Genomic DNA, 15,361 nt, shown 5'->3' with positions numbered 1-15,361 from the left:
CATCAAGCCATCGCCGCGGCTCGTCAGCGGCCGGTGGACCCGTCGATCTGCTCGCGGAGGATGTCGGCGTGCCCGGCGTGACGCCCGGTCTCCTCGATCATGTGCACGAGCACCCACCGCCGCGACGGCGCCGAACCACGACCCGGCGGCCGCGGCGCGGGAAGCGTGAGGTCGGTCCAGGTCTCGATGACCTCGTTCGCCTCGGCGGCGGCCGCCCGGTACGCGGCCACCAGGCCGTCGACCGTCTCCAGGCGGGTGGGGCGGAACGTCCGCCGCATGTCGGTCATCGGCTCCTCGAGGAAGTAGAACCGCTCGACGGCGGTCAGGTGCTTGACGAGCCCGAGGAGGTGGGTCCCGGAAGGCACCCCGGCGGTGCGGACCTGGGGCTCGGGCACGCCGGACACCTTGTCGACGACGGCGTTGCGCAGGTAGCCGAGGAACCCGACGAGCGTGGCCTTCTCGTCGGGGGCGGTCCAGGTGGGTCCGGTGTCACGCTTCCGGCTACGGGTCGAAGGCATGCGCCGAGCATGACCCGAGGCCCCGCGACCTCGCCGGAAAACTTTGCCGAACCGGCAAATCGCAGGCCCGTCATCCGGTCGCGGTGTCGGCGGCGATCATGGCTTCGACCGGCATGATGGCCGCTCCCAGCGCCACCGCGTCTCCCCCGAACGTCGACGGCCGCAGGTCGAACTGCGCCCCCGGCCGCACCAGGCTGTGCGCCCGGATCGCCGCTTCCAGCCGCTCCCCCAGGCGTTCCATCAGCCGCAGCCCCACCCAGCCGCCGACGATGATGCGCTGCGGGTTGACCAGGTTGACCATGTTGGCCAGGCCGATCCCGATGACGTCGATGACCTCGTCGCGCAGGCGGGCCGCCACCGCGTCCGTCTCCGCCGCTTCGAGGAAGGCGCCGATGGCACGCCAGCCGGTGCCGTCGAAGGTGCCGCCCTCGCGCTGCCAGGCGGTCAGGATGGCGTCGGAGCCGGCGTACGCCTCGACGCACCCGTGCCCGCCGCAGCGGCACCGGCGGCCGCCGCGCTGGATCTTCGTGTGGCCCCATTCGGCGGCGCTGCCGGCGTACCCGTGGGTCATCCGGCCGTCGCTGATCATGCCGAGGCCGACGCCGCGGCCGAGGAGGGCGACCAGGCAGTGGTCGACCTCCTGGGCCGCGCCGAACCAGAGTTCGGCCTTGGCCTGTGTCTTGGCGCCGTTGTCGGCGAAGACCGGCAGGGTGGTGGAGATCAGCCGGTCGACGGGTACGGGCGGCCAGCCGAGCGTCTGCGCGTACAGGATCTGTTCGCCGGCGGCGTCGGTCTCGACCAGGCCCGGCAGCCCGAGGCCGACGCCGAGCAGCCGGGTCCACGCCTCGGGGTTGCGGTCGCGCAGCGCGTCGAGGGCGTCGCTGAGGTCGTGCGCGATGGTCTCGGCGGACTCCTCCTCGCGGCCGCCGCGGAACTCCCGGTCGACGCGGTTCATGGTCAGGTCGAAGAGCTCGACCGCGACGCCGCGCTCGCCGATGTCGGCGCCGATGGAGTACGCCGCTTCCGGGCGCGGGCCGATCAGCGCGATGGGCCGCCCGCCGCGGGAGGACACCGAGCCGTTCTCCTGGACGAGCCCATCGGCGATCATCTCGCCGACGATCTTGGTGACGGAGGCCGGCGAGAGGTCGCACGCCTGGCCGAGTTTCGCGCGGGTGGTCTCCCGGGCCAGGATGATGTGCCGCAGCACCAGCGACCGGTTGCGGTGCCGCAGCGACGTCACCGTGGACGCCTCGGGTACGACGAGGCGCTGCCGCCCCGAGCTGAAACTCACGCTCATAGGCCTCCGACCCTAGTCAGCGAGCTGCACGCCGTGCAGGACGCCGTCCGCCTTCGCGCGTACGACGAGGGCGCCGCCGGACCATCCGGCGTCGAACGCGGCCGGGTCGGACGCATGGATCGTCCAGGCGCGGGGACGTTCGGCCAATGGGAAACGGAATTCCTGCCCGGCGACCGCCGCGATTCCGAGCGGTTCCGCGTACGGCTCACCCGCGGTGTGATGCCAGATCGCGTCGAGCGTGGCGGCGTCGTGCCCGGCGAAGCGGCTGGGGGCGGCCGGGCCGGGTTCGGCGTACCCCCAGGCGGGCAGGTGCAGCGGCGCGCGGGCGAAGAGGGCGTTGAGCACGTCGTCGCGCTGCACGCACCGGCTCAGGGCCACGTTCTCGAGCATCGCGTCGAGGATGCCCTGGGCCGTACGCGCGTCCACGTCGTCGGCGGGGTCGGCGATCCGGGACCAGCCGTCCGGGGTGGGGGCGGACACCGGGGAGGTCAGCGTGTCGAGCTTCTTCCACGGCCAGAGGTTCCAGCCGATGCCGTGCTGCTCGTACAGGCGGGTGGCGGTGTAGATCCACTCCGCGGTGTTCTCGCCGCCCTCGCCCATGTAGACCGGGATGCTCAGCCGGTCGCGCGCCTCCAGGTAGTCGCTGATCGAGGCCCGCTCCGGCGCGCACCAGTAGCGGTGGAACTGCAGGACCGAGTTCGGGTCGAGGACCTCGGTGAAGATCGAGACGTCGGTGGACCACTGCGGGCCCTCGTACATGATCAGGTGGTCCGGGTCCACCGCGCGGATCGCGGCGGTGAGCTCGCGGTACAGCGCCAGGAGCTCGCGCGGGTAGACGTGCTGCCACTGCTCGGGCAACGGCTCGTTGAGCAGGTCGTACCCGAGCACCGCGGTGCGGTCGCGGTAACGCCGGGCGATCTCACGCCACAGGTCGACCGTCTGCTTCCGGTAGCGCTCGTCCATGAACAGCTCAGGCTTGCCGTTGGGCGAGTCGTCGATGTTGGTCCCGGTCTGCCCGCCCGGCGCGCCGTGCAGGTCGAGCAGGATCCACAGCCCGTGCCGCTCACACCAGTCGACGGCCCGGTCGATCAGCGCGAAGCCGTCCTCGCGGAACTCGCCGTCGTCGGTGAGCACCACGCGCGAGTTGATCGGCAGCCGTACGTGGTCGAACCCGAGCGCGGCGATCCGGGCGATGTCCTCCTCCGCGATGAACACGTCGCGGAACCGTTTCCAGAAGTCCGTGGCCGCCTCGGGGCCGACGAGGCGCTCGACGCGGGCCTCGATCTGCCGGGGCGAGGCGAGGCCGTCGCCGAACTTCCACATGTAGCCCTCGGGCAGCAGCCAGTTCCCGAGCCCGACGCCCCGCAGCAGGAGGGGACGCCCCGCTCCGTCGACGATCTCCGTCCCCCGCACCCGCACGAAACCCATCGACGAACCCACTTTCGTTCCGTCTCAAAATTAGTGGCCGCAGTATGGCATTCGGGACCGGCGGCCGCCACCGTCCCCGGCGCGGCCGTTGACCCTGCACAGTGGAGGGTTTAGATTGACTTTCGTCAACGGGGCGTGCGGTGTTACGGAGGTAACGTCGCGCATGACACGATTTCTTCTCGAGCACATTCGCCGCTGAAGCGGCGCGCTCAATTCTCCCTCACTCGCGCTGATTTTTCCTGCGCCCTCCGTCGCCGCGGAGCGGTCTTTCCTGACCTGCCAACGCCGCGACGCAATTCAGCCTGCCCTTTTACGGATCGAAGAAATCGGCGGGGATCTCCTCCGCCGGAATGTCGGTTGGGAGTTTGAATGAAACGCATTCGTACTGCCGGCGCGGTGGCGATGTCCATGGTGGCCTCGTCGGCGCTGATGGCGGCCCCGCCCGGAGCCGCCGCGGCCGCGGAACCGGTGGCCGCACAGATCGAGCCGGTGGTGTCGCCGCAGTCGAGCGACAAGGTGTGGCTCTACACCAGCCCCCGAAGCCGCAGCCCCCGTACGGCAACGTCGGCAGCAGGGGTGGCCGATCCGCCGTCGGTGCCCAAGGGCACGGGCCCGCTGCGGAACGCGACGCAGCTGTCGTTCTCGCTCACCGACCGGCTGCAGATGAAGGTCAACGTCGGCTCGGGAAACCTGCTGCTCACCAGCACGGAGATGACGATGCCCGGGATCTCGGGCAACGTCACGCTCGGCGCGTCCTTCAACAGCCTCCTGCTCGGTAGCGAGCTGCCACGGGGATCGCTCGGGCCGGGCTGGCGTTCCCGCAGTGGCACCGACGTGCGGCTCTACGAGGCGTCCAGCGACAAGTCGGTCACCTATGCGGCGGCCGACGGTGTGGTCGGCAAGTTCACCGTCTCCGGCTCCGGCTACTCATCACCGGGGCAGGTCAAGGCGACGCTCAAGCACAACGGCTCGGGGTGGAAGCTGACCGAGCACGACAGCGGCAAGGAGTTGTTCTTCACCGCGGACGGGGTGCTGGACAAGACCGAGGACCGCAACGACAACGTCACCGACTACGCGTACACCGGTTCGCAGTGGTCGAGTGTCACCTCGGACAAGGGCGTCGGATCCGGTAAGACCGTCGCGGTCTCGTACACCGACGCGAAGATCAGCAAGTATCGGCAGACCGGCGCGGACGGCAGCTCCCGCGAGGCCTCGTACTACTACGACAGCCTGGGCCGGCTGCAGACCATCCAGAGCGCGACACCCCGCAAGGTCATGTTCGACTACGACGGCGCCGGTGACCTCACGAAGATCACCACCAAGCCGGACACGTACGTGATCATCACGTACGACGGGCGGCACCGCGTCACCTCGGTCAACCAGGTCACCGACAACGCCACCGGCCAGGGCTCGGTGACCCGGCTGGCGTACCCGTCCGCCACGCAGACCGACGTCGCGGACCCCCGCCAGGACCTGTCGAAGCCGGTCGCCGACGTGCCGCACACCAGCTACACGCTGGATGACGAGGAACGCGTCACCAAGGCCGTGGACCCGGCCGGAAACGAGCGCAACGACAAGTACACCCCCTTCGGCGACGTCGAGACGTCGCAGTCGCCCGAGGGCGGGACGATCACCAACACCTACGGAGCCAACGCGAAGGAGTCGCTGACCCAGTCCGCGTCGCCGACCGGCGCCAGCGCCTCCGCCGCGTACGCGAACCCGGCGACCGAGACGAACCCGACGGCCAATTTCCAGCCGTCCTCGTCGATCGACACGCAGGGCAACGGTTCCAGCTACACGTACAACGGCGCGGGCAACCAGACCTCGACGAAGGACGCGCTGGCGGCGGAGGCGAAGGTTGACTACAACGACGACGGCACGATCAAGAAGGCCACCGACCCGGGCAACGACGACAACAGCACGACCTACGAGTACGACGACACCAAGCAGCTCAAGAAGGTCACGCCGCCGACGGGCAACGACCTGGCGGTCAAGACGTTCACCTACGACCCGTTCGGCCGGCTCCGGACCGTGACCAACGGCGCCTGCACCACCACGTACGACTACAGCGCCGAGGACCGGCTCATGAACGTGTCCTACTCCGGCTCGGGCTGCCCGGCCACCGCGCCGGTGAGCTTCGACTACGGCCTGACCGGCAACCTGATCACGCGTACGGACGCCACCGGCACCACGACGTACGACTACGACCAGCTGAACCGGCTCCGCGTCCGCACCGCACCGGGCACGCCCGTGCAGACGTTCCGTCCCGACCCGGCCGGCAACCTGGAATACCTGACCGACGGCCGCGGCACCAACCGGTACTACTACAACACCCGCAACTGGCTGGTCCGCCTCGATACGGCCGGCGGCACCCGTTACAACTTCGGTTATGACAAGAACGGCAACCGCACCGACGAGTGGTTCGCCACGAACAACGAGAACAGCACGTGGGCGCTGCACACCCAGACCACGTACGACAAGTCGGACCGGCCGAAGCGCATCACGGCCACCCGCAACTCGGCGAGCCCGGCCAAGGTCTTCGACACCACGTACTGCTACGCGAATTACGTCTCCGGTAAACCGTGCTCCACCGAGAAGGCCGACGACACGGGCCTGCGGCAGTGGCAGAAGAACGAGATCAGCGGCGCGGTGAGCGAGTTCAGCCACGACAAGAGCAACCGCCTCACCAAGGCCACCAATTGGAACGGCAGGACCTACGAGTACAGCTACGACAAGAACGGCAACCGCAAAACCGTCAAGGCCGACGGCAGCACCACCCAGAGCCTGGACTTCAACTCCGCCAACCAGATCACCGGCGCCGAGAACACCTACGACAACCGCGGCAACCAGACGAAGGTCAGCGCCCCGGGCGTCAACCCGTTGAACTACAACGCCGCCAACCAGATGACGTACGCGTACGGCCCCGGCGGCGCGGCCGACTACACGTACGCCGGCACCGACCAGGTCGAAGCCACCAAGGTCGGCGCCCTCAAGCTCGACTACGGCATGGAGGACCAGTACGGCATGCCGTGGCTGCAGTCCTGGACCAACGGCGCCAACGCGACTGTCCACGTTGAACGCGACGGCCTCGGCACGCCGCTGGGCCTGCGCATCGGCACCACGGATTACGCGTACGTCCTCGACGGCCTCGGTTCGGTGGTCGCCGTCGTGGGTAGCAACAACGCCGTGGCCGCCTCCTACCAGTACGACCCGTACGGCCTCGTCCAAGGCGCGAGCCAGGAGAACGGGCTCGGCCAGACCAACATCATCCGCTACGCGGGCGGCACGTACGACCCTGCCACCCGCCTCACCAAGTACGGCCAGCGGTGGTACAACCCCAATCAGGGGCGCTTCACCCAGCAGGACGTCCTGGACTTCGTCGGCAATCCCCGTAAGGGGAACCGATACGCCTATGCCGCCTCTGACCCGACCGATCTGACCGACCCGACCGGCCAGGATCTCGGGTGTGCGGGCAACGTTCTCGTCGCGGCAGGTGCCTTCCTCGGGTTCGGCGGTGCCGTCCTCACCGCACCGGCGACCGGAGGAGGGTCGCTGGTGATCGCCGGAGCCGGATTCGCCTCGGTGGGGGCCGACGTCCTCGCGCTCGACGCCTGCAGCTGACCGACCACCTCTTATTGTCCATGACCTGACAGAGGATGTAGGCCGGTGGCTACCCGACAGGAAAGGTCACCGGCCTCCTCCCAGGTTTGCCCACAACGACAGGAGGGGACGATGTCGTCCCCTTGGCCGCCATATCGACGGCAGCCAGAATCCCACCGGAGGGGTCATGAAGATTCGCAAGCCGAGGCGCTCGTTGCTCATCCCGTGGATCGGCTCTTTTCTGCTCTTCGCCATCGGTTTCGGTCTGGCGATCGGTGGCGCCCGGTACGGTGCCGCGATAGGCGCCGCGGGAGGGGTCCTCTTCGTCATCCTCGGTGTCCTCATCTTCGCCAAGACCCCTCGTACGTGAGGTCGGTGTCTATGCGCCGGCGCCGGCGTGCACGGCGGTGGGGACAGGTGCTCGGGTATCTGCGCCTGCGGCGCTCGGCCTTCAGACGCGGACCTGAAACCTGAGGGTGAGCCATGCGGTGCATCCGCTCACCCCGGCGCCGACGGCGGCCAGCAAGGGCAGCATCATCCACACCCGGTCGTCCGGTACGGGCGGCAACGCCTGCGTCCATTCCGGCGGCACGAGCAGTTCACCGGCGAGTAGCAGGACGAATCCGGCCACGGCGCCGACCAGCCCCGCCGCCATCGCTTCGACGACGAATGGCGCCTGCACGAACCAGTTCGACGCGCCGACCAGTTTCATCACCGCGACCTCTCGCCGCTTGCTGTATGCCGCCACCTGGATCGTGTTGCCCACGAGCAGCACCGCGGCGACGGCCATGAGGGAAGCGATCACCAGGGCGGTCCGCTGGGTGGCGGTGAAGATCCGGAACACCCTTTCCAACAGCCGGCGCTGGTCGACGACGGTCTCGATGCCTCGTTGATCGTGGAGTTGGCTCACAAAGACCGCGTAGCGGCTCGGGTCCTTCAGTTTGACCCGGAAGGAGGCCGGCAAGGCGCCCGGCCCGACCGTACGCACCAGGTCCGGCGATTCGCGCCAGGCCTCTTTGAACCTTGCGTAGGCATCCTGCTTGTCCTCGTACCGCTTGTCCGCCACGAGCGGGCTGCGGTCGATGGCTGCGCCGAGAGCGGCACGCTGTGCGTCCGTGATGTCGTCCCGGAGAAAGATCGAGACCTCGATCCTGCCGTAGTAGTAGTCCTTCGCCTGTTCCACCTGCCAGTACAGCAGGACGCTGGCACCGAGCATGGTCAGCGACACCGCCATCGTGATGATCATGGCGATGGTCATGGTCGCGTTGCGCCACAGGCCCAGCAAGGCCTCGTTCAGGACGTATCTCAAACGCATCAGCTGGATGCTCCGTACGGTTGGCCGAGAGCCGCATGGACGGCGGCCACGATGGCGTCGTCGCCGGCATCGGCGAGCCGGGCGCGCGTCACGTACTCCTCTGCGGCACGCCGAAGAGCGGTGTCGTCCGCAGCACGGGGCAGGAAATCGGCGACGCGCGTGCCGCCACCGCGACGGGTCACGAGCAGGCCGGCGGTTTCGAGTTCCCGATAGGCGCGGGCGACCGTGCCCACCGCGAGACTCAGGTCGCCGGCGAGCTGGCGTACCGGCGGCAACCGGGTGCCTTCCGTCAGCGCGCCGCTCTCGATGAGGGCGGCCACCTGGCGGCGCACCTGTTCGTAGGGCGGCGTCGGGTCCGATGCCGACACCGTGAGGGTGGGCAGGTCACTCATCCGAGCTGCCGACCGTGTCCGCGGCCCGGCACCACCAGGCAGGCTCCGCACCACGCCGTGGCGGCGAAGGCACCGACCGCGACACCGGTCAGCGCGTGCCCGGTGGTCGCCCAGCCGGCGGGGCCGCATTGATGCGCGAGCGTGGCCAGCGCCAGGCCGGCGGTCAGGGCGAAGCCGGTCAACGGGGCGAGCACCGAGATCCCCGCGGCCGCGACCACCACTTCGGCGGACCGGCGCCGCTGGGCGTCGTCGCCGGCCGCCTCCGCGGCGGACTGCGGCCGCCGGACGACGCGGCGCATCGCGACGGCCGCCGCGATCAGTCCCAGCGCGACGAGGGCCATTCCGGGCACCGTGTAGTAACGCCCGGGCCAGGGAGTGAAAGAGCTGAACACCGGTTCCGAGTCGCCGCAGGTCAGAGCGCGACCCGCACGACCCATGTCGTCAGGTTCGGCCACCGCCGTGGTGACGCAGGTGAGGACGACCAGGATCACCGTCGCGAGGACGACCACGGCGCCCAGCCCGCGGGGAACGTAGTCGACCGTACGGCGGATTCTGAGCCCGGCCGACCGTACGGGACCGCCGGGAGCCGGACGTGCCAGTTCGCCGATGAGGGCGCCCATCAGGACGCCGGAGCCGAAGACCGGGGCCGCCAGGAGCAGGCCCCGGCCGAGCGTGCCGGTCGTCGCCATCAGTGCCGCCCCTGCCACCCCGGCGACGATGCCCGCCCATCGCCACCGCACGGCGGTCACCTCACCGGGGCCACGCTGCCCGGGTGATGGTCCGCCGTCGGGCAAGGCTCCAGGACCGCGATACGCGGTCCCGACCACGCGGACGATGAGGAGCGCGACGGCCGCCAGCATCAGCAGGGCGGCCGATACGGCGGCCAGGATGACGAACACGAGCCCTCCTCTTGTACCAAGTGATTGATACAAGAACAGACTCGCGACCTTGTGTCAATACAACCCTTGTCGTTCTCCTGATCCCGGCTGGAGCCTGCGTTGAGGTTGCCCGCCGAACGAGGACGGCATGACCATGGCGCACGTGACCACCCCGCAGCTCGGGGCCCTGCACGAGGTTCTCCGGACGGAGGCCGTCGGGACGGCCTTCCAGCCGATCGTGCAGCTCGACGACGGCATGGTCTGCGGCTATGAGGCGCTGGCGCGCTTCGAGCGTGACCACTTCGCGAACCCGGCGGAGGCGTTCGCCGCGGCGGCGACGGCCGGGCTCGGCGTGGAGCTGGAGCAGCTGGCGATCCGGCGGGCGCTGCTGCGTCTCAACGACCTGCCGGCCGGCGCGTGGCTGAGCCTGAACGCGTCGGTCGAGGCGCTGCTCGCGCCGGCGACCGTCGAGATGCTGCTGGCGCACGCGCACCGGGGGCTCGCGGTCGAGGTCACCGAGCACGTTCCGGTTCGCGACTACAGCGCTCTCGGTGAGGTGCTGGATGTCCTGCGCGCGGCGGGCATTCTCATCGCCGTCGACGACGCCGGGGCCGGCTTCGCCAGCCTGAGCCACATCCTGCAGCTGCGTCCGGACATCATCAAGCTGGACATCGGCCTGACCCGGGACATCGACACGGACCCGGTGCGGATCGCGCTGACGCGCGCGCTGGTGACCTTCGCCGACAGCGTCGGCGCGCTGCTGATCGCCGAGGGCATCGAGACGTACGCCGAGCACGAGCAGTTGCGGTCGCTGGGCGTACGGCACGGGCAGGGCTACTACATCGCGAAGCCGGGGGCGCTGCCCAGCCACCACATCGAGCCGCTGCTCTGAGGGCGCGGATCCGCCGTTACTCGGTGGCGAGCCGGTCGAGGCCGGTCAGCACCTGACCCGCCGCGGTCGTGGCCGTCGACAGCTGGGCGGTGACCTGGCCCAGCACCGCCGCCTGTTCCTCCACGGACGCGGCGATGTCGGTCTGCAGCTCGGTGATCTCCCCGACCGCGCCGGCCGTCGAGGCGAACGTGCGCGCCACCTCGCCGGTCTCGGCGACGATGGCGGTGATTACGTTGTTGACCTTCTCGACGCTGGCGGCGGTCTCGCTCGCCAGGTCCTTGACCTCGGTCGCCACGACCGCGAAGCCCTTGCCGGCCTCGCCCGCCCGGGCGGCCTCGATGGTGGCGTTGAGCGCGAGCAGGTTGGTCTGCTCGGCCAGCGAGGCGATCAACGCGTTGACCTCGGCGATCTCGGACACCGACCGTTCCAGGGCCTTGACCTTGTCGGCGGCCGACGCGGCCGCGTCCTTGCCGGTGGCCGCGGTCGTCGCCGCCCGACCGGAGCGGGACGCGATGTCCTGCACCGACGCGGACAGTGCGGCCAGTTGCCGGTCGACCTCCGCGACCGCGTCGATCGCCGCGCGGGCCTCCCCACCGATTGCGGCGACGTCGCCGGTGATGCGCCGGGCCCGGTCGGCGGCCTCGGCGGATCGGGCCTGCAGGTCGTCGGCGGCCTGCTGCCGGGCCTGCTGCTCGGCCTCCTCGGTGAGCCGCCGCTGGTGCTGCGCCTCCTCCGCGAGCCGTTCGTTGTCCCGCTCGGCCTGCTCGGCGAAGTGCCACAGGATGACGATGCCGGTCACCTCGACGGCGGCCAGGCCGGCGTGCACGGCGACCTGCCCGAGCCCTTCGGCCGTGCTCATGTGCGGCATGCCGAAGACGCGTTCCGGTGCGACCAGGCCGAGCGTGCCGTGGTGCAGGACCACGATCACCACGGCCCACAGCAGCGGCTCCCACTGCTGGTACAGCGCGACGAACACGAGGATCGCGTACAGGTGGATGTGCCAGGACATGGAGCCGCCGGACAGCTCGATCGCCACGAACGTGCACGCGATCAGCCCGATGCTGGTCAGCGACGCCTTCGCCTTGGTGGACCGTACGGCGGCGGACAGGCCGGCGATGGCGGCGATGCCGAGCGGCAGCACCAGTACCTCCCACGCCGGGCGCGGTCCGAGCAGGCCCAGCAGCACGAACACCGGGATGTGCGCGTACAGGAGCAGGGTGTTGATCCGGTGCCGGGATGTCCACGACTCGGTGGACAGGCGAGCCCCGCGCGGCAACCGCTGAGCCAGAGACGTCACCCTCACATTTTGGGCTAATCAGGCGCCCGGTATCGGGAAAGCGCCCAAGACGCCGCCACGTGCCCGGCCGCTGCCCGTACCCCCGGAACCTCGTTGAATGGGCGGATTGCCCCTATTTCCCGGAGGTCTCGGTGACTCAGGATGGTCCGGGCGGCGAGCCGCCCGTGTTCGTCGACCCGTCCGGGCGCCGCCGCCGGCGCCTGGTGCTGGCCGGCCGCGCCGGGCTGCTCGCGGTCACCGGCGCGGCGCTGGCCGCCCTGATCGGGTTCGCCGGCGACGGGTCGCTGCCGCTGCTGTCGCTGCCGGACGCCCCGCCGGCCCGCAAGCCCGCCGGCACGCCGCCTCCGACGTCGGTCCCGGTCCGGGTCCCGATGATCACCCGTACGACGGTGGTCGTGCACCCGGAGGAGCACGCGCCGGCAACGCCCGTGCCGACGAGCGCCCGGGTGATCGTCACGACCGCCGTCGCCACCCCCGTCACGACCGCCGTCACGACCGCCGCGCCGGCTGCGTCATCCCCCGCTCCCGCCGCCACGCCGTCGGCGTCACCCGAGGCCACGCACGGCCGGCCCGCCTGCAACCGGGGTCAGGCGCGGGCCGCGCAGCGCCGGGCCAAGCCGGCTTCGCCCCCGGCGCCGTGCCCGAGCGCCCCCGGACGGGCCCGGTGACCCGTACGCCGCGGACGCACTGGGTCCTGCTCGGCGCCGTGCTCACCGTGCTGTTCGTGAGCCTGTGCGCCAACGGCTACGTCAACCACATCGGCGCCGAGGGGGTGCGTACGCCCGGCCCGGCCGCCCCCGCGATGCGCGCCGGCGGTCCCGTGCAGGGCCTGACGGCCGACCGGGCGACCCGCGGCCTGCGGATGCCGCCGCGCACGCTGGCCCTGACCTTCGACGACGGGCCGGACCCGCGCTGGACCCCGCGGATCCTCGACGTGCTGCGCCGCCACCACGCCCGCGCGACGTTCTTCGTGCTGGGCGCGAACGTGGCCCGCTACCCGGAGTTGACCCGCCGGATCGTGGCCGAGGGGCACGAGCTGGGCGTGCACACGTACACCCATGCGGACCTGGCCGGCCTGCCGGCGTGGCGGCAGCGGGCGGAGATAGCGGCGACCCAGTCGGTGATCGCCTCGACGACCGGGGTGCGCACGCGGCTGCTGCGGCCGCCGTACTCGTCGACGCCGGACGCGGTGACCGTGCCGCAGGGGTCGGCGCTGGACCGGGCGGCCGCGGACGGTTATCTGACCGTGCTCACGGACCTCGACACCGCGGACTGGCGGCGGCCCGGCGCCGCGGCGATCGTCCGGGCCGGCACCCCGGCAGCGGGCCGCGGCGCGGTGGTGATGCTGCACGACGGCGGCGGTGACCGTACGCAGACCGTCGCCGCCGTCGACCGCCTCCTCGCCGGCCTGCCCGGCTACCGCTTCGAGACGGTCTCCACCGCCCTGGACCTGCCGCGTTTCACGGGTACGCCGCTCGCCCTGACGCTGCGGGGCCACGCGATCGCCGGGCTGCAGTGGCTCGGCGGGGTGGCGGCCGCGGCGATGGGGGTGCTGCTGATCGTGGCGGTGGCGCTCGGCGTCGCCCGGCTGCTGCTGCAGGTGTACTACTCGCGGCGGCACATCCGGCGTACGCGCACCCGCCGGCACCGCGACGCCCACTTCGGCACGGTCACCGTGGTCGTGCCCGCGTACAACGAGTCGGCGAACATCGCGAACACCGTACGGTCGCTGCGGGCGAGCACGTACCAGCCGGTCGAGATCATCGTGGTGGACGACGGGTCCGGTGACGACACCGCCGGCATCGTGGAACGGCTGGACCTGCCCGGCGTACGCGTCATCCGGCAGGCCAACGCCGGCAAGCCCGCCGCTCTCAACACCGGCATCCGCGCGGCGAGCGGGGATCTGCTCGTGCTCGTCGATGGCGACACGGTCTTCGCCCCCGACGCGATCCGGCGGCTGGTGCAGCCGTTCGCGGACCTCTCGGTCGGCGCGGTGTCCGGCAATACGAAGGTCGCCAACCGCAGCGGCGTGCTGGGCCGCTGGCAGCACCTCGAGTACGTGATCGGCTTCAACCTCGACCGCCGCATGTTCGACCTGGTCCGCTGCATGCCCACGGTGCCCGGGGCGATCGGCGCGTTCCGCCGGGAGACCCTCGCCGACGTGGGCGGCGTACCGGACGCGACGCTGGCCGAGGACACCGACCTGACCATGGCGGTGATCCGGGCCGGCTGGCGGGTCGTGTACGAGCCGGACGCCGTCGCCTGGACCGAGGTGCCGGGCACACTCGCGCAGCTGTGGCGCCAGCGGTACCGCTGGTGCTACGGCACGATGCAGGCGATGTGGAAGCACCGCCGCTGCCTGGTGGAGCGCGGTGCCGGTGGCCGCCTCGGCCGGCGCGGGCTGACGTACCTGCTGCTGTTCCAGGTCCTGCTGCCGCTCACCGCGCCGGCGGTCGACGTGGCCGCCGCGTACGGGATGATCTTCCTGCCCTGGCCGCAGCTCCTCGCCACCTGGGCGGGCTTCCAGCTGCTGCAGCTCCTGACGGCGGCGTACGCGCTACGCCTCGACGGCGAACGTTACGGACCGTTGTGGAGTCTCCCGCTGCAGCAGATCGTGTACCGCCAGCTGATGTACCTGGTGGTGGTGCACGCGACCGTGGCGGCCCTGCTCGGCGACCGCCAGCGCTGGCACCGCATGCACCGCACCGGCCAGGCGGACCTCGCGCTGGTCAGCAGCGGGTCCCGGTGATCCAGGCCGGCCCACAACCGAGGCGTACGGGCCCCACGGCGGCGGCGATGTCGACCTCGGCGCCGCGCTGACGGACGGTGATGACGCCGTCGCGTGCCAGCTCGGCGGCCACGTCTCGCGCGGCGTCCATCACGTCACGCCATTCCTCGCCGCCGACGGCCCGGGCGGCGTCGGACGGGCAGATGGTCGCGTCGGGCCGCCGATGCCGCAGCAGCGCCCGCATCGCCGCGGCGAGCCGCACCCGCCGGTCGCCTCCGTGCCCGAGCGCCAGCAGGGCGTCCTCGGCCCGCACCCCGGCCTCCGCCAGCTCGCTCCTGAGCTCCCGGATCAGGGAGTCCGCGGTCACGAAGCCGGGTACGGCGTGACCGCCAGCAGCCGGGCCAGGTGCGCGGCGTTCGCGGCCAGCGTCTTCGCGGCCGCTCCCGTGGTGTCCGGCTTCGGTCCGGCGTCCTTGTAGTCGACCTTGCCCATCGCCTCGCCCACCCAGTACGTCCCACCGGCCGCCGGGATGGTGAAGCCGACGTCGTTGAGCGCCTGGAACACCTCGGCGCAGACGTGGTGGGCGCCGTCCTCGTTGCCGACGACCGCCACCACGGCGACCTTGCCGTACATCGACGGGCGGCCCAGGTCGTCGGTCTCGGACAGCTCGGCGTCGAGGCGTTCGAGGACCATCTTCGCGATGCTCGACGGCTGGCCCATCCAGATCGGCGTGGCGAGGACGAGGATGTGGGCGGCGAGGACCTTGTCGCGTACGGCGGGCCACCCGTCGCCGTCGCCCTCGTCGGTGCTCACGCCGAACTTGACCCCGAGGTCGGCGACGCGCAGCACCTCGCCCTCGACGTCGTGGTCGGCGAGCGCGTCGAGCACCTGCCGGCCGAGCAGTTCGCTGCTCGACTCGTCGGACGTGGTCTTCAGGGAACATCCCAGCACGAGGGCCTTGAGCGTCGGTGAGTCGGTCATCTTCCGGTCGTGCCCGGCGGCCGCCCGGCCAAACG

At 70.9% G+C, this 15,361-nt stretch carries 14 protein-coding genes; 5 read left to right on the top strand and 9 right to left on the bottom strand.

Features of this window, described 5'->3' with window-relative positions; genetic code table 11:
• Window positions 1–23: 23 nt before the first annotated feature.
• From COUCH_RS05765 to COUCH_RS05755, 3 genes are all read right to left on the bottom strand, one after another.
• Complete coding sequence (locus COUCH_RS05765) at window positions 24–518, bottom strand: DinB family protein (protein WP_249611057.1); 495 nt, start codon at window positions 516–518, stop codon at window positions 24–26.
• 70 nt (window positions 519–588) lie between these two features.
• Window positions 589–1,815 carry an ROK family protein gene (locus COUCH_RS05760; RefSeq protein WP_249611056.1) on the bottom strand — a complete coding sequence of 409 codons (1,227 nt, stop codon included), beginning with the start codon at window positions 1,813–1,815 and terminating at the stop codon, window positions 589–591.
• Between the two features lie 12 nt (window positions 1,816–1,827).
• Window positions 1,828–3,243: a glycoside hydrolase family 5 protein gene (locus COUCH_RS05755; protein WP_249611055.1), complete on the bottom strand. Its 1,416-nt coding sequence runs from the start codon at window positions 3,241–3,243 to the stop codon at window positions 1,828–1,830.
• A 369-nt stretch (window positions 3,244–3,612) separates the two neighbouring features.
• On the opposite strand from COUCH_RS05755, the gene COUCH_RS05750 reads away from it, so the two are divergent.
• Window positions 3,613–6,864: an RHS repeat-associated core domain-containing protein gene (locus COUCH_RS05750; protein WP_249611054.1), complete on the top strand. Its 3,252-nt coding sequence runs from the start codon at window positions 3,613–3,615 to the stop codon at window positions 6,862–6,864.
• A 166-nt stretch (window positions 6,865–7,030) separates the two neighbouring features.
• A complete protein-coding gene (locus tag COUCH_RS05745) occupies window positions 7,031–7,213 on the top strand; it encodes a hypothetical protein (protein WP_249611053.1) in 183 nt (60 codons plus the stop codon).
• Window positions 7,214–7,294: 81 nt separating this feature from the next.
• On the opposite strand, the gene ftsX is transcribed toward COUCH_RS05745, so the two are convergent.
• Genes ftsX through COUCH_RS05730 form a run of 3 tightly spaced genes read right to left on the bottom strand, consistent with a single transcriptional unit; the run spans window position 7,295 to window position 9,449 of the window.
• Window positions 7,295–8,158 carry a permease-like cell division protein FtsX gene (ftsX, locus tag COUCH_RS05740; RefSeq protein ID WP_249611052.1) on the bottom strand — a complete coding sequence of 288 codons (864 nt, stop codon included), beginning with the start codon at window positions 8,156–8,158 and terminating at the stop codon, window positions 7,295–7,297.
• Window positions 8,158–8,550: a GntR family transcriptional regulator gene (locus COUCH_RS05735; RefSeq protein WP_249611051.1), complete on the bottom strand. Its 393-nt coding sequence runs from the start codon at window positions 8,548–8,550 to the stop codon at window positions 8,158–8,160. The genes ftsX and COUCH_RS05735 overlap by 1 nt, the downstream gene beginning before the upstream one ends.
• Complete coding sequence (locus COUCH_RS05730; protein ID WP_249611050.1) at window positions 8,547–9,449, bottom strand: hypothetical protein; 903 nt, start codon at window positions 9,447–9,449, stop codon at window positions 8,547–8,549. The genes COUCH_RS05735 and COUCH_RS05730 overlap by 4 nt, the downstream gene beginning before the upstream one ends.
• 127 nt (window positions 9,450–9,576) lie before the next feature.
• On the opposite strand from COUCH_RS05730, the gene COUCH_RS05725 reads away from it, so the two are divergent.
• On the top strand, window positions 9,577–10,320 hold the full coding sequence (locus tag COUCH_RS05725; protein WP_249611049.1) for an EAL domain-containing protein: 744 nt from the start codon (window positions 9,577–9,579) through the stop codon (window positions 10,318–10,320).
• Between the two features lie 16 nt (window positions 10,321–10,336).
• Here COUCH_RS05725 and COUCH_RS05720 read toward each other — a convergent pair whose 3' ends face one another.
• Window positions 10,337–11,617, bottom strand: a complete 1,281-nt coding sequence (locus COUCH_RS05720) for a methyl-accepting chemotaxis protein (protein ID WP_249611048.1) — start codon at window positions 11,615–11,617, stop codon at window positions 10,337–10,339.
• Window positions 11,618–11,748: 131 nt separating this feature from the next.
• Between COUCH_RS05720 and COUCH_RS05715 the strand changes: the two genes are divergently transcribed.
• Together COUCH_RS05715 and COUCH_RS05710 are read left to right on the top strand one after the other, a co-directional pair.
• Window positions 11,749–12,285: a hypothetical protein gene (locus tag COUCH_RS05715; protein ID WP_249611047.1), complete on the top strand. Its 537-nt coding sequence runs from the start codon at window positions 11,749–11,751 to the stop codon at window positions 12,283–12,285.
• The gene (locus COUCH_RS05710) at window positions 12,282–14,366 is read left to right on the top strand and encodes a bifunctional polysaccharide deacetylase/glycosyltransferase family 2 protein (protein WP_249611046.1); all 2,085 of its coding nucleotides are present in this window, start codon (window positions 12,282–12,284) and stop codon (window positions 14,364–14,366) included. Before COUCH_RS05715 ends, COUCH_RS05710 begins: the two co-directional genes overlap by 4 nt.
• Here the strand turns inward: COUCH_RS05710 and COUCH_RS05705 are convergent.
• Complete coding sequence (locus COUCH_RS05705; protein ID WP_249611045.1) at window positions 14,347–14,712, bottom strand: DUF3253 domain-containing protein; 366 nt, start codon at window positions 14,710–14,712, stop codon at window positions 14,347–14,349. The genes COUCH_RS05710 and COUCH_RS05705 overlap by 20 nt on opposite strands.
• Entirely contained in the window at window positions 14,709–15,326 is a 618-nt protein-coding gene (locus COUCH_RS05700; protein WP_249611044.1) for a flavodoxin family protein, read from the bottom strand. The genes COUCH_RS05705 and COUCH_RS05700 overlap by 4 nt, the downstream gene beginning before the upstream one ends.
• Window positions 15,327–15,361 lie beyond the last annotated feature (35 nt).

Source organism: Couchioplanes caeruleus (assembly GCF_023499255.1).
Taxonomy (GTDB): Bacteria; Actinomycetota; Actinomycetes; order Mycobacteriales; family Micromonosporaceae; genus Actinoplanes; species Actinoplanes caeruleus_A.
The sequence above is the reverse complement of the archived record's forward strand: the minus strand, read 5'-3'. Positions and strand labels throughout refer to the sequence as shown.